The sequence below is a fragment of the Chryseobacterium echinoideorum genome (genome assembly GCF_007474535.1).
Classification (GTDB): Bacteria; Bacteroidota; Bacteroidia; order Flavobacteriales; family Weeksellaceae; genus Chryseobacterium; species Chryseobacterium echinoideorum.
The window spans coordinates 163185-177456 of record NZ_VKNW01000003.1 but is presented as its reverse complement, the minus strand read 5'-3'; the positions used below and the strand labels follow the sequence as shown (position 1 = coordinate 177456).

General features: G+C 34.5%; 11 protein-coding genes. 8 read left to right on the top strand and 3 right to left on the bottom strand.

The window, feature by feature from the left end; all coding sequences use genetic code 11:
* Positions 1-43 precede the first annotated feature (43 nt).
* Together FOL89_RS04855 and FOL89_RS04850 are read left to right on the top strand one after the other, a co-directional pair.
* Positions 44-2065 carry a BCCT family transporter gene (locus tag FOL89_RS04855; protein ID WP_144281725.1) on the top strand — a complete coding sequence of 674 codons (2022 nt, stop codon included), beginning with the start codon at positions 44-46 and terminating at the stop codon, positions 2063-2065.
* 257 nt (positions 2066-2322) lie between these two features.
* Positions 2323-3045, top strand: a complete 723-nt coding sequence (locus tag FOL89_RS04850) for a fatty acid desaturase (protein ID WP_144281724.1) — start codon at positions 2323-2325, stop codon at positions 3043-3045.
* Positions 3046-3112: 67 nt separating this feature from the next.
* Here FOL89_RS04850 and FOL89_RS04845 read toward each other — a convergent pair whose 3' ends face one another.
* A complete protein-coding gene (locus FOL89_RS04845; protein WP_144281723.1) occupies positions 3113-3490 on the bottom strand; it encodes a response regulator in 378 nt (125 codons plus the stop codon).
* A gap of 357 nt (positions 3491-3847) precedes the next feature.
* Between FOL89_RS04845 and FOL89_RS04840 the strand changes: the two genes are divergently transcribed.
* Genes FOL89_RS04840 through FOL89_RS04815 form a run of 6 tightly spaced genes read left to right on the top strand, consistent with a single transcriptional unit; the run spans position 3848 to position 11109 of the window.
* On the top strand, positions 3848-5320 hold the full coding sequence (locus FOL89_RS04840) for a hybrid sensor histidine kinase/response regulator (protein ID WP_144281722.1): 1473 nt from the start codon (positions 3848-3850) through the stop codon (positions 5318-5320).
* Between the two features lie 4 nt (positions 5321-5324).
* The gene (locus tag FOL89_RS04835; protein ID WP_144281721.1) at positions 5325-8930 is read left to right on the top strand and encodes a response regulator; all 3606 of its coding nucleotides are present in this window, start codon (positions 5325-5327) and stop codon (positions 8928-8930) included.
* 15 nt (positions 8931-8945) lie between these two features.
* Positions 8946-9311, top strand: coding sequence for a response regulator (locus tag FOL89_RS04830; protein ID WP_185146911.1), 366 nt, complete (start codon positions 8946-8948; stop codon positions 9309-9311).
* Between the two features lie 4 nt (positions 9312-9315).
* A complete protein-coding gene (locus tag FOL89_RS04825) occupies positions 9316-10143 on the top strand; it encodes a CheR family methyltransferase (RefSeq protein WP_144281719.1) in 828 nt (275 codons plus the stop codon).
* Between the two features lie 5 nt (positions 10144-10148).
* The gene (locus FOL89_RS04820) at positions 10149-10730 is read left to right on the top strand and encodes a chemotaxis protein CheB (protein WP_144281718.1); all 582 of its coding nucleotides are present in this window, start codon (positions 10149-10151) and stop codon (positions 10728-10730) included.
* A gap of 22 nt (positions 10731-10752) precedes the next feature.
* A complete protein-coding gene (locus FOL89_RS04815; protein ID WP_144281717.1) occupies positions 10753-11109 on the top strand; it encodes a response regulator in 357 nt (118 codons plus the stop codon).
* A gap of 36 nt (positions 11110-11145) precedes the next feature.
* Here FOL89_RS04815 and FOL89_RS04810 read toward each other — a convergent pair whose 3' ends face one another.
* Both FOL89_RS04810 and FOL89_RS04805 read right to left on the bottom strand, forming a co-directional pair.
* The gene (locus FOL89_RS04810; RefSeq protein ID WP_144281716.1) at positions 11146-11430 is read right to left on the bottom strand and encodes a hypothetical protein; all 285 of its coding nucleotides are present in this window, start codon (positions 11428-11430) and stop codon (positions 11146-11148) included.
* A gap of 213 nt (positions 11431-11643) precedes the next feature.
* A complete protein-coding gene (locus FOL89_RS04805; protein WP_228444859.1) occupies positions 11644-14205 on the bottom strand; it encodes a DEAD/DEAH box helicase family protein in 2562 nt (853 codons plus the stop codon).
* Between the last annotated feature and the right edge of the window lie 67 nt (positions 14206-14272).

Sequence of the window (14272 nt, the reverse complement as noted above, 5' to 3'; positions counted from 1 at the left end):
TATTCCATTTAACTTTTTTGTTTTTTCCTCATAAATTTAGTCAATGAATATTTTAAAAAAATATAAAATAAGAAGCACTCTCAAAAAAGGGATCATTGTTCCCAGTATGATTTTTATTGTCGGAATCTGCCTGATTTCGGCAATATATCCTAAAATAACAGACGGTTTATTAACAATCGTCAAAAATTTTATCTTTGTCAATCTCAACTGGATTTACGTTTGGGCGGTGACTATATTTGTCATCTTTCTGGTTTATATCATGACAAGTTCCTACGGAAACATCCGTCTCGGAAGAAACGACAGTAAACCGGTTTATAGCTTTTTTTCGTGGCTCTCTATGCTTTTTGCGGCAGGAATGGGAATAGGTTTGATGTATTTTAGTGTAGCAGAGCCCATGCAGCATTATTCTAATGATATATTTTCAGGAAAATCTGCAGTTCAAAGAGCTCAGAATGCTCAGCTTTATACTTTTTTTCACTGGGGTATTCATGCTTGGGCAATTTATGGTGTTGTGGGGCTGGCTCTTGCTTATTTTTCCTACAGGTACAGGCTTCCATTGTCACTGAGAAGTTGTTTTTATCCATTACTGAAAGATAAAATTAAAGGGAAGTGGGGAAATGTTATTGATGTTTTTGCATTATGCAGCACTTTTTTCGGAATTACGACAACTCTAGGCTTTGGTGTGGTTCAAATTAATTCTGGTCTTGTAATGCTTAATATTTTGCCTGAAACCAGCTTTTTATATCAAATTCTGATCGTAGCTGTTTTGGTTTCACTTGCCATATTATCTGCGGTAACAGGTTTAGATAAAGGTGTTAAGATTTTAAGTAATATCAATATTATTTCTGTCGTAGTTCTGTTGATTTTTGTATTAGCATTGGGACCAACGGTTTATCTGATCGGAAGTTTTACGGAAGGAATAGGAACGTATATTAATAGCTTTTTCAGCCTTACGTTTAATACTCATGTTTATGAAGAAAATACACAGTCATGGTTTTATGATTGGACGATTTTGTATTGGGCGTGGTGGATATCATGGTCACCATATGTGGGACTTTTTATAGCAAGGATCTCAAAGGGAAGAACGATAAGAGAATTTGTTTCTGCCGTGCTGATTTTGCCGACTCTTTTTAATTTTATATGGATGTCTGTTTTTGGTAATAGTGCGATGTGGTTTGATGCCAATGTTGCCGATGGATTCTTAAGTAAAATGGCAAAAGATCCGGACGGATTGATGTTTCAGTTTCTTGAATATCTCCCTTTTACAGAGTTGGTAAGTTTCTTGGTGATAGGTATTATTATTATTTTTTTCATAACATCTGCAGACAGCGGAATTTATGTGATGAACAGCATTGCTACAAAAAATTCCAGAGTTTCGCCGAGGTGGCAAACAATTGGTTGGGGAGTGCTGCTTGCAGTGTTATCATTAATGCTTCTCAATGCTGGTGGACTTTCTGCTTTGCAAAGTATGACACTCATTACTGCGCTTCCTTTCTCAATTATTATGCTTTTATTTATCATAAGTCTTACAAAAGCGTTGATCATTGATAAAAATTATTATGAAAAAGATTTCTCGTCAACTACGGTTCCCTGGTCGGGTGAACACTGGAAGGAAAGATTGAAACAGATTATATCATTTAATGATTCTCAATCAACAGAAATGTATATTAAGACCACTGTACAGCATGCTTTTGATGAGCTTTTGTCAGAATTTGCCGTGAATGGAGTAGAGGCAAAGATCAATACAGAAAATATCCCACAGAGTATTGAGATTGAAATTAAATATGATATCATCAACAACTTTATCTATGGTGTAAAGAGTGAATCTAAAATTGTTTCGGAATATCTGCTGAACGAAGAAAATCTTCCCGGTTCTGAAGAAAATCTAATTTATTTTCCAAAGTCATATTTTGGTGACAACAGGGAAGGGTATGATGTAAAATTATTTACAAAGAATGAACTTATTTCGGATGTTTTAAAACATTATGAACGTTTTATAGAAATAATTTCCGAAGAGAAAAATACAATGTTTATCAGTAGTGATGCAAATCACCGTTTTAAATAAAAATCTGTCAAAATAAATTTCTAATTCTATAATCTTTAATAACATAAACTAATACCATTTCAAATAATTATTTTAATATGTATTTTTATTAATGAAAAAAATGTATATCAAAACAGATTATATATTATACCTTTGTCCGAAACCATATATTAAAATATTTCGTATATGATATAAGTTGTCGGGCAATTTTATGTTTAGATATTTCTATTGCACTGCTGACCAATATTCAGTTCAATTGATATATAAACAAAAATTTCATGGCTATATTCATTTTCATTATCATTCATTGGTATACATCACTTTTTTTTCAGTCAGTATTTCACCACAGATATGCAGCGCATAATCTTTTTACAATGTCAAAATTTTGGGAGAGAGTATTTTATTTTGGCTGTTTTATAACGCAGGGATCATCTTACATCAGTGCGTATACTTATGGGCTTATGCACAGGCTTCATCATGCTCACACAGATAAGGCAGAAGATCCGCATTCTCCGCATAATGATCCGAATCCTTTTTTGATGATGTGGACTACAAGAAACAACTATTTCAATTTACACATCGGAAAAACCGGCGCTGAAGATAAATACAAAAAAGACCTTCCTGATTGGGAAAAGTTTGATAAAATCGCTCACAACTATATCACCAGATTTGTCTGGATCGGCATTTATATTTTTATTTATTGGCTTTTAGCCACAGCTTGGTGGCAATGGTTGTTTTTGCCGGCTACAATTATTATGGGTTCTCTTCAGGGAATGGCAGTTAACTGGTGGGCTCATAAATTTGGATACGAGAATTACAAGATGAAAAATACTTCAAAAAATATTCTTCCATTTGATTTGATTTTCTGGGGTGAGGCCTACCATAACAATCATCACAGACATCCGCAGAGACCCAATAATGCATCAAGATGGTTTGAATGGGATATGGGATTTCAGACTATGGTTATTCTGCACAAACTTCGTGTGATCAGAATTAAATAATTTTCAGACTAATAAAATTAAATAAAAAACCTACTGAAATCCAGTAGGTTTTATGGTGTTAAATCAATTAATTAGAAACTGATTTTGTTTTGTTGATCAGATTTTCAATTTTTACCAGAACATCATCAATATCAAATGGTTTACCGATAAACTCATCTGCTTCACAGGCATTGATTACTTGTTCGGCTTTAGCATGCGCACTGATAATCATTACAGGAATTTCAGAAGTAGCGGGATCTTGCTTTATTTCATTGCATAAATCTGTGCCTAATCCATCGGGAAGTTTTACGTCTAAAATAAAAATATCAGGAATCACCGATTTGTCTCTACTGTTAAACAACGCTGCAGTCGAAAAAGAGCGTACATCATAATTCTCAAATGACAGGAGTAGCTGTAATGCATCTCTGATGCCTGTCTCATCTTCTACGATAAATATTGTTTTCATATCACCTTCATGACAAAAACGAAGCCAAATTTTGTTAAAAACTCAAAATTCACCCAAAATTTATAATGCCATTTGCGGTTTAGAATAAAATATAAAGATCTCTCCAAAGACTCCGCATAAAATGATTTTTATCATAAAATTGAGTACATAATGCGTTTTCATGCATTTTGGAGAATCTGGTGGATTTAATTGTGAGTTAAATTAAAGTTTTGTACAATTTTTGCTTGTAAAACAGGGTTAAATTTTAAGGATATTATAATATAGATTAAAATATATTATTCGTAATTTTTTATTTGCTAATTATAAGTACTTTTGGAAATTTATACTCTATAAACTAAAACTGAATTATTTTCTGTTATGATTTTAATTGTTGACGACAATCCAAGCAATCTTTATTCACTAAAAAAACTTTTAGAATCCAAAGATTTTGAGGTTGATACAGCAGATTCCGGTCAGCAAGCATTAGGCAAAGCATTGAAAAATGATTATGCATTGATTATTCTGGATGTTCAGATGCCCGAGATGGATGGTTTTGAAGTGGCTGAAGCTTTGGCGGGGTACAGTATGACTAAAGATATTCCCATTATCTTCTTATCGGCAGTAAATACTGAAAAAAGATTTATCACCAAAGGATATGCTTCGGGTGGTAAAGATTATGTTACAAAACCGGTCGATCCGGAGATCTTGATGTTGAAAGTAAAAACTTTCTACAATCTTCAGGAGAAAAATCTAGAGATGAAAAAAGCTCAACAAAATCTTGAGCTTGAAGTAAAAGGAAGAAGAGAATCTCAGGTTACCATGAAGTCACAGATTGATCATTTTCATCTGATGCTGGAGTCTCTTCCACAGATCGCTTTTACAATGAATGAAGAAGGAATTGTAGATTTTGTCAATGGCAAATGGTACCAATATTCTATATCCGAAAAAGATTTTCCGGAAACTCATCCTGATGATCTGCTAATACAAGAAGAACTCGAGCGATGCAGAAAAAAAGCAAAAGCACTAGATCTGGAAATCAGGATTAAAAATATTGAGTCTGATGATTTCAGATACCACCTGCTCCGTGTAACTCCTGTACTTGAAGATAATGTTGTAAAGAAATGGGTAGGAACTTTCACTGATATTGATGCCCAGAAGAGAGTAGAAAAAGAAAAAGATGAGTTTTTAAGCATTGCAAGCCATGAACTAAAAACACCATTAACGAGTATTAAAGCGTACATTCAGTTATTAGACAGAAAACTAAAGCTCAGCGAAAGCAGTGCAGAATCCGGTTTTATGGTAAAAGTACATGATCAGATCGAAAAGCTGAATATGCTCATCACTGATCTTTTGGATGTATCTAAAATAGAAAATGGTAAGCTTAAAATCAGTAAACAGCCAACCAATCTGGAAAACCTTATTCAAAATACCATAGAAAATATTCTTCAGACTAACGAAAACAAAGTAAAGATTGAGCGTCATGGTATTATCCCGGATATTCTTATTCCTTTAGACGCGATAAGGATAGAACAGGTTCTTATCAATTTTTTAACCAATGCCATCAAATATTCTCCGCAGAACAATCAGGTGATTGTCACTACTTTTGTGGATGAAGAAGAGCAGGAAGTGAAAGTAAGTGTTACTGATTTTGGAATCGGTATTCCAGATTACAAACAAGAGTCTGTTTTTCAGAAATTTTACAGAGTAGACGAGTCCTCGCTTCAGTTTCAGGGCATGGGAATCGGTCTTTATATTTGTTCGGAAATCATCAAACAACATCACGGAAATGTAGGAGTTTCCAGTATTGTAGATGAAGGTTCAACATTCTATTTTACATTACCACTAAATTAATTTTATGCCGAAAAAAATACTTAGAAATTTACAGTTTGGGGTAGGTTTTTCTCTGATTGTTTTAATTGCGAGCTCAATCTCGTCTTATCTCAGTATTCAAAATCAGATGGATCACCGTGAAAGCGTAGGAAAAAGCAGACGGTCTGTAACAGCCGTAAAAGATATTTTGGTATCGCTTCTGGACGCTGAAACAGGGAATCGGGGATATCAGCTTACCGGCAGAGAAAGCTTTCTGGAACCTTACAACCGAAGTATGCGGGAATATTCGCAGGCTTTGGAACGTGCAGAAAGTCTTGATATTGATGATCCGAAACAGGATGAGAGACTGGTGAATCTCAAAAAAAATGTTGAAACGAATATCAGTAATATCAAACTTTTCGTAGAAAACAGAAAAAAAGGTATTATAATGACTCAGGATCAGATTTTACAAAGTAAAATCTATATGGATCGTTGTCGGAAAATGGTGGAAGAGTTTGTGAAATATGAAGATCTTAATCTTGAAAAGAAAACGACATCGCTCAATAGTTCTTCCAATACAACGGTTCTTTTCATCATTTTCTCAGCACTCTCTGCCATTGCTGTTACTGCCTTTTTTTATTTCAAATTAAGATCAGATTTAATGAGAAGAGAAAAGCTTGAAAATGCATTAAAGCTTAAAGATATTGAAATTACCAGACGTGTGAGCGCCATCCAGCAGATTGCCAACAGAGTTGCTAATGGAGATTATAGCCAGAAAGCACATGATGATTCACAGGATGATCTTGGTGATCTTGCAGAATCCTTAAATCACATGACAGAATCTCTGAAAATCTCTTTTGATAAAATTAATAAAAGTGACTGGAGGCAAAAAGGACTTGCTATTTTGAATGAAACTTTGGTTGGAAATAAATCGGTAAAAAATGTATCCGAAAAATCTCTTCAGCAGCTTCTTGAATACGGAAATTGCATCAACGGTTCGCTGTATTTATACGATGATGGTATTCTCAGACTTTCTGCTGCATTTGGCTTAGAAAACAACATGAAGAAAACCTTTGACCCGGGCGAAGGAATGGTGGGACAGGTTTTTATGACAGAGAAGATGAAGATTTACAATAATCTGCACCAGGATGACTTTGTGGTGACTTTTGCCAGTAGTACCATCCAGATTTACGGAATTATGCTGTTACCTGTGTTCGGGGACGGATTTTGTATTGGCGTTATTGAATTAGGGTCTACCGTAAATTTTGAAGAAGACAGAATTGATTATTTTGTAGAATGCACCAGAAATATAGGCATTGCTCTGAGTGCTGCAAAACGAAGAGAAAAAGAACAACAGTTGCTTGAGGAAACGCAGGCGCAGTCAGAAGAATTACAGGTACAGCATTCTGAACTCGAAAATCTGAATACAGAACTGGAAGCGCAGACACAGAAGCTCCAGGCTTCGGAAGAGGAACTGAAAGTGCAGCAGGAAGAATTAATGCAGGCAAATGCTGAGCTGGAAGAACGTTCAAGATTACTGGAAGAAAAAAATCATCTTATTGCTGAAAGAAATATTGAGATTCAGAAGAAAGTAGAAGAACTTGCACTAAGCACAAAATACAAATCGGAGTTTTTGGCAAATATGTCCCATGAACTGCGTACTCCGCTTAATTCTATTCTCTTGCTCTCAAGATTGATGGCAGAAAATCCTGAAGAAAACCTCAATGAAGATCAGGTTGAATCTGCCAAAGTTATCCAAAGTTCAGGAAGCAGTTTGCTTACACTGATTGACGAAATTTTAGATTTGGCTAAAATTGAATCCGGAAAAATGACTTTGGAATATGAAAATGTGAATGTTGCTGATGTTGTAAAAGACCTTCAGAGTCTGTTTAATCCTGTTTTCCAGGAGAAAAAACTTCTCTTTAATATAGAAATTGAAGATAATTTAAACAAAATTATCAAAACAGATCGTCTGAGAGTAGATCAGGTTCTAAGAAATTTACTTTCTAATGCGCTGAAGTTTACTAAAAAAGGCAGCATCAGTCTTTCTATTAAAAAAGATACAAAAAAGAAAGATTTTATCGTCTTTTCAGTAAAAGATACAGGGATCGGTATTGCGGAAGATAAACAGAAGATCATTTTTGAAGCCTTCCAGCAGGCAGACGGATCTACAAGGCGAAAATTCGGAGGTACAGGTCTTGGTTTATCAATCAGTCGTGAGATTGCAAGGTTACTGGGTGGCGAACTGGTGCTGGAAAGTAAAGTAGACGAGGGAAGCGAATTTAGCCTTATTATTCCGGTAAAAGAAATTAAGGAGATTGTTCATCTTGAAACTGATCAGGATATTGTAGAAATTATCCGCGAAGATGTGGAGCAGATACAGCATATTTTAAAAGAAGATGAGCATAAAGATGTGGTAAATACTTTAGAAATCCCTGAAGATGTGGAAGATGACAGAAATGATATTGATGAAGACGACAAAGTTATTTTAATCATTGAAGATGATACTAATTTTGCTAAAGCTCTTTTGAAATATTCCAGAATGCAGAACTACAAAGGAGTAGTGGTTGTAAGAGGAGATTACGGACTGTCTTCTGCTTTGAAATACAATCCGAAGGCAATTTTATTGGATATTCAGCTTCCTGTAAAAGACGGATGGCAGGTAATGGATGATTTGAAATCCAATCCTAAAACGAAACATATTCCGGTACACATGATGTCGGCGCTTCATGTGAAAAAAGAAAGTATGATGAGAGGAGCAATTGATTTTATCAACAAACCGATTGCTTTGGATCAGATGGATAGTATGTTCAGAAAAATTGAAGATGCGCTTAAAAAAGCTCCGCAAAAAGTTTTAATAGTGGAAGAAAACGCCAAACATGCAAGTGCACTTTCTTATTTCCTCAGCAATCTTAATATTTCTTTATCTGTAGAAAACAATGTGGAAGACAGCGTACGAGCTTTTAAAGAAAATCAGATAGACTGTGTCATTCTCGACATCAGTGCCTCTAAAGGGAATGAATATCAGATCGTAGAATCTATAAAAAGTTTTGAAGGACTGGAGAATCTGCCGATTATTATTTTTAAAGAAAATAATTTGTCTAAATCTGAAGAACTTAAAATAAAGCAGTATGCAGATTCTATTGTTGTAAAAACGGCACATTCTTACCAGAGGATTTTGGATGAAGTGGGCTTGTTCCTTCATTTGGTAGAAGAAAAAAACAGCACGCTGGAAGTGGTAAGAAGTAAAACATTAGGCTCATTAACAGAAGTTTTGAGCGGTAAAAAAATACTGATTACCGACGATGATGCCAGAAATATATTTTCTCTCACCAAAGCTCTGGAAAAATATAAGGTAGAAGTTGTCGTGGCGATGGATGGAAGACAGGCTTTGCAGCAGATAAAAGAAAACCAGGATGTAGACGTAGTATTGATGGATATGATGATGCCTGAAATGGATGGCTACGAAACGATAAGAGAAATACGTAAAATGCCTAAGTTTACAAAACTTCCGATTATTGCCATCACCGCAAAATCTATGATTGGTGAAAGAGAAAAGTGTATTACGGCGGGAGCATCAGATTATATATCAAAGCCAGTAGATATAGATCAGTTGCTATCCTTGCTTCGTGTTTGGTTATATGAAAGTTAAACAGCTAAAATTCTGATGAATAAGAAAGTACTCATTGTGGATGATGATCCACGTAATATATTTGCTCTGAGACTTACGCTGAAGGCGAAAGGATATCAGATAGAAAGCTGTACAATGGCGCAGGAAGCGATTGACATTTTAAAAAAAGACAATCAGGTTTCTATTGTTTTAATGGATATGATGATGCCGGAAATGGACGGTTATGAAGCGGTAAGAATTATCCGCAATACTCCGGAAATCAGCCAGATTCCTATTATTGCCGTCACTGCACAGGCAATGCCGGAAGACAGGCAGAAATGCATTGATGCCGGAGCGCAGGATTATGTTTCAAAACCGATTAATGTAGATCAGTTGATGACTGTAATTCAAAAATTTTCTTAAAAAAATGCTGGAACCAAGTATTGTAAAAGATGAAGAGATTGAATATCTTATAAAAGATGTTTATGACCTGTACGGATATGATTTTTCAGAGTACAGCAGAGCATCTTTTAAAAGAAGGGTCAATCGTATCTGTCTGATTGATAAATTTACAAGCTTTGCCGAACTTCGCTATACTTTGATCAACGAGCCCGAATATCTGAAAAGATTTATCGAAGAAATTACGGTAAATGTAACTGAGATGTTCAGGGATCCTCATTTTTTTAAAGCATTACGAGAAAATATTCTTCCTCAGCTGGGTACTTATCCGCTGATTAGAATTTGGGTTGCAGGCTGCTCTACCGGTGAGGAAGCCTATTCTATGGCAATTCTCCTGAAAGAAGCCAATCTTTATCATAAATGCCTACTGTATGGAACAGATCTTAATCCTTCAGTTCTGGAATCTGCGAGAGCAGGAGTTTTCCCATTGCAGCAGATGAAACAGTATTCCGAAAACTATATTCTGTCTGGAGGCAGAAAGGATTTCTCAGATTACTACACCGCCAATTATGACAGTGTCGTTTTTGATAAAAGCCTGAAAGAGAAATTAATTTTATCCACACATAATCTCGTGTCAGATAGTTCATTCAACAGCTTTCAGCTAATCATTTGCAGGAATGTACTGATTTATTTTGACAGAGGTTTGCAGGAAAGAGTTTTCCGTTTGTTTGATAGTAGTTTGGAAAATCTTGGGTTTTTAGCTCTTGGAGCAAAAGAAACACTCAGGTTTTCTAAGCTTGATAAACATTATCAACAAGTAGATGATCAGAGAATCTGGAAAAAAACCGATTCATAAACTGTATGGAAACAAAATTCAATGCCACAGAATTAGTATTAATAGGAGGATCTGCAGGAAGTCTGCAGGTTATTCTGGAATTCATTAAAAATCTGAACAGAAAATTGTCGTTTCCTATCGTTTTGGTGCTTCACAGAAAAGCTCATTCAAACAATGTATTACAGGTTCTGCTTCAGCAGTTTACTTACTCCGAAGTCATTGAGATTGATGATAAAACAGAAATCGAACCCAATAAAATTTACATTGCTCCTGCCGATTATCATTTATTATTTGAAAACAAAAAAACCATGTCTTTAGACGGTTCCGAAAAATTGAATTATTCCCGGCCTTCAATAGATGTAACTTTTAAATCAGGTGCAGAAGTATTTGGGAAGAATCTTCTGGGAATTTTGCTTTCAGGAGCCAATGCTGATGGAGTGGAAGGATTAATTTACATTAAAAAAAATAATGGAAGAGTTTGGATTCAGAATCCGGATACAGCCGAAGTAGAGTATATGCCAAGACAGGCAGCAGAGCAGATTGAGTATGATCTGCTGATTACTCCTCAAAATCTTGCAGAGCAAATTAATCTTCTTGATATAAGCTAATAACTAAACAATTTTCAATTCTATGAATAAAAAAATATTGATTTTTGATGATGACAAAACCATTTTGGAGGTGATAACAATCATTTTTGAAGAAAATGGATATCAGGTCGAAATTTCTGAAACTTCTCACGATATTCTGGAAAAAGTTTCCGAATTCCGTCCGGATGTTATTTTAATGGATAACTGGATTCCGAAAATCGGTGGAGTAGAGGCAACCAGATTGCTAAAGAATAGTGCCGATTTTAAAAATATTCCTGTGATTTATGTAACAGCAAACAATGATATTGTAGCACTCGCAAAAGAAGCAATGGCAGACGATTATGTTGCCAAGCCATTTAATCTTGATGACCTTGAAGAAAAAGTGGCACAATATATTTAAGAAAAATCCTGCAATCGTATGCAGGATTTTTTTTGGTTAGCTAATCTCTTTTAAATGGTGTGAGTTATTTTGCATTTCTTTGATGCGGGCTTCAATAATAGTCTTTTCACAGTTTTCAAGATTAATTTCGTTAATCATTGCATTGAAAAACTGTTTCAAATCTGAATTTTCTGTAATCTGGTCACTAAAGGTAGGTGCGACAATTACTTTCTTAGATACCAGATTTTCAATAAGAGAAAACTCACATTCTGTATTCAGGTCTATATTGAATTGTTGTTTTATACTCAGCTTAAAATAATCATTCAGTAAATCTTTTTCCATTTCGTATTTTTGTTTATATACATATAACTTTTATGCCACAAATGGTATTTTTCAGTTATTTGTTAAAAATAATTGGTTTTTCGCCAAAAACGATGGAATTGGATTTTAAGTATTTTGTTTAATAATCGGATACATTTTATCAAATTCTGAATACGTTAAGTTCTATGCATATTCTGGTGTTTGCCAAACTGCTGTTATATGCCGTTTTTTTTGTTAGTCTTTATTTCCTTTTTTTGCGTTTTCGCTTCTTGTTAATAATTGTAAGTTTTCTAAAATTGTCAGTCCGCCATTGTGCATTGATTTGATGTGATCAACTTGAAAGTCTAATTTGTTTTTGCTTTTGTAGCCACTTTCTGCACTAAAGAAAAATCCGTCTTTGTCTGTAAACTTCTTAAAAACTTCGTCACGCAACCATTTTTCATAAATTGGGTCTTGTTCTCTCAATTCGTGAAGTTTCAGTTTTTCGTAACCTCTCAATTCTTTTTCTTCGGTCGGTTTAATGCCTTTTCGTTGAAAAAGTTCAGGATGATTTATTCTTGACTTTGCTAAATTAATTTCTCTTAAAAATCCTCGTTTGTCAAAGTTGAAAAACGTTTGCCATTCCAATTCGTTGCTGTCCCAAATTGTATTGATAAGTTCGGTTTGAGATTTTTCGCCAAGGTCTTTTTCGATAATTTCCGAAGCAATTTTGTCGATGTCGTATTTTTCTCTGTCTTTCAATTCGATGAAAACAGGAACTTCGTCTTGAATGGTGTAATACTGTAAAATGTCTTTAATGTCTTGCAAATGATACGCAGGATATTTTAAAGTTCCTTTGAAAAATTCTTCTTCAATTTGTTCTGCAAATTCTTCCAATTCGTCTTCGTCCAAAACATCTCTTTCGGTCAAATTATTTTGCTCAAAGAAACTTGGTAAAGCGTTTACAAAATCGGTGTATGATTGTAAAATATTGTCATAAACCAAAACTTCACAATTTCTTTCTATCGGTTCTTCGTCATTGTGTTGTTCCAAAAATCTGAACTGATAAATTCCCAATGGAAAACGCTCGATAAAATTTAGTTTTTCAAGTTCTTCACGTTTTTCTGGGTCAATGATTTTGTTGGTTAAAATTGCAAATTCTTCCACTTTGTTGATAGCAACAAGTCGCAAAATTTGTTTTTTAGTTTCTCTGTCAACGTCTTTGAAGTTGATATTATCTTCAATAAATAGTTTTTCAGGATTAACCCAAGAAACTCGATTTTGCCAATCATCAATGAAACTCACGATGTACGCTTCTTTTGTTCCGCCTGCTTTCAAACCACGCAAACCACGCCCAATCATTTGTGTCATCAAGATGGACGAAATTGTAGGTCTTGCCAAAAAGATAGATTGAACGTTAGGAACGTCAGTTCCTTCGGTCAATATATTTACGTTGATTAAAACTTCAATTTCCTCATTTCTGAATTTTGCAATTTTATTTTTATTGTCTTTGCTCGAAATTGTTACGCCAGTTACTTGGTCTTTTACGGTGGAAATTACATAATCGGATTTTACGCCAGCTTCTTTAAACAAAGCGTTTAGAGCAATTGCATTATCAATGTTCAAAGCAAAAACAATTGTCTGTTTGTACTTTTCTTTGTTGAGTAGATATTTGTTGACAATCGTTAAATTTCTTTCGTCATTTTCGGCTATCGTTTTTGCAATTCCTGTTCCGATGCTATCGATGTCGAAGTAATTCAGTTGTTCAATTTGTTCTTCGGACAAATTTTTGATGAAATTTAAACCCGTTGCAACTTCTTCAAAATGTGGCTCGGATAAAATTCCTAAACGAATTAAAGTCCGCAAATCTATTTTATAAACGATGTCGTCTGGAAATACTTTTTTCAATAATCCTTGTTCACTTTCCGCAGTTCTGAAAGGTGTTGCAGTTAATCCAAGCATTAGAAAATGTTTCACATTTTCTTGAATATTTTGGATTAATTTTCTATACGTTTTTGCAGTTGCATGATGAGCTTCGTCAATAATTAAAAATATTTCTTCGGTATTTCCTTTAATCCAATTGTTGTACAAATGATTAAAACCTGCATTCAGACTGTCTTTGCTTGAAATAATTAAATCGTCTGTTGGTCTTATATTAATTGGTTTGTCGTGAATGCCCGAAATGATGCGATAGTTGAAAGAGGTTTTTGTTTCAAAAATATCATTGAAAGCAAGTTTGTCAGCAAATGTACTTTTTGCTTGCTCCAAAAGCTCGTGTCTGTGAGCCAACCAAAGTACCTTTTTGCCTTTGTCTAAATAATTTTTCGCAATCCAATGTCCAGCCGTTAATGTTTTTCCGCCACCTGTCGGCAAAACCAATAAACCTGCAAACGGATTTTTGTTGGTCTTAATAATTTTTTGGTTTAAATTGTAAAATGCTTTTTCTTGATGTTCGTAAGGAACAATTCCGCTTTCCGCATTTAGAATGTTTATTTTTCCTGCAAAATCATATTTTACGCTTTTTTCTTTTTTATCCATTTTGTTTTTAGCTTCTGAAATTTCAGCCATTCTAAAAGTTACCGTTTCGCCTTTCTTAAACCAAGATATTTTTTTGACTTCTTCCTTACCGCACCAAAGCGTAAGATTTTGCTTTTTGAATTGATAGTCAAATTTTGTCAGAATTTTGAAATTCCGCTTTTTGCCCATTCCAATTCTTTCCAAGAAAGTTTCATAATTTCTGTAAGTCAGATTGAGTTTGTTTTTCTCAATGTCAAAAATGATTTCCTTAACAATTTCTCGGATTTCTTTTAATTCCATAATTTAATTTCAGTCGGTTTTGTCTTGTGGATAACGGTCGCCCTAAAAATGGCATATAATCATTTAC

Bases quoted from the DNA above. Each gene is read 5' to 3' on its own strand.
- FOL89_RS04830 (WP_185146911.1), top strand. From the start codon at position 8,946: ATGAATAAGAAAGTACTCATTGTGGATGATGATCCACGTAATATATTT.
- FOL89_RS04845 (WP_144281723.1), bottom strand. From the start codon at position 3,490: ATGAAAACAATATTTATCGTAGAAGATGAGACAGGCATCAGAGATGCA.
- FOL89_RS04825 (WP_144281719.1), top strand. From the start codon at position 9,316: ATGCTGGAACCAAGTATTGTAAAAGATGAAGAGATTGAATATCTTATA.
- FOL89_RS04820 (WP_144281718.1), top strand. From the start codon at position 10,149: ATGGAAACAAAATTCAATGCCACAGAATTAGTATTAATAGGAGGATCT.
- FOL89_RS04835 (WP_144281721.1), top strand. From the start codon at position 5,325: ATGCCGAAAAAAATACTTAGAAATTTACAGTTTGGGGTAGGTTTTTCT.
- FOL89_RS04815 (WP_144281717.1), top strand. From the start codon at position 10,753: ATGAATAAAAAAATATTGATTTTTGATGATGACAAAACCATTTTGGAG.
- FOL89_RS04855 (WP_144281725.1), top strand. From the start codon at position 44: ATGAATATTTTAAAAAAATATAAAATAAGAAGCACTCTCAAAAAAGGG.
- FOL89_RS04805 (WP_228444859.1), bottom strand. From the start codon at position 14,205: ATGGAATTAAAAGAAATCCGAGAAATTGTTAAGGAAATCATTTTTGAC.
- FOL89_RS04850 (WP_144281724.1), top strand. From the start codon at position 2,323: ATGGCTATATTCATTTTCATTATCATTCATTGGTATACATCACTTTTT.
- FOL89_RS04810 (WP_144281716.1), bottom strand. From the start codon at position 11,430: ATGGAAAAAGATTTACTGAATGATTATTTTAAGCTGAGTATAAAACAA.
- FOL89_RS04840 (WP_144281722.1), top strand. From the start codon at position 3,848: ATGATTTTAATTGTTGACGACAATCCAAGCAATCTTTATTCACTAAAA.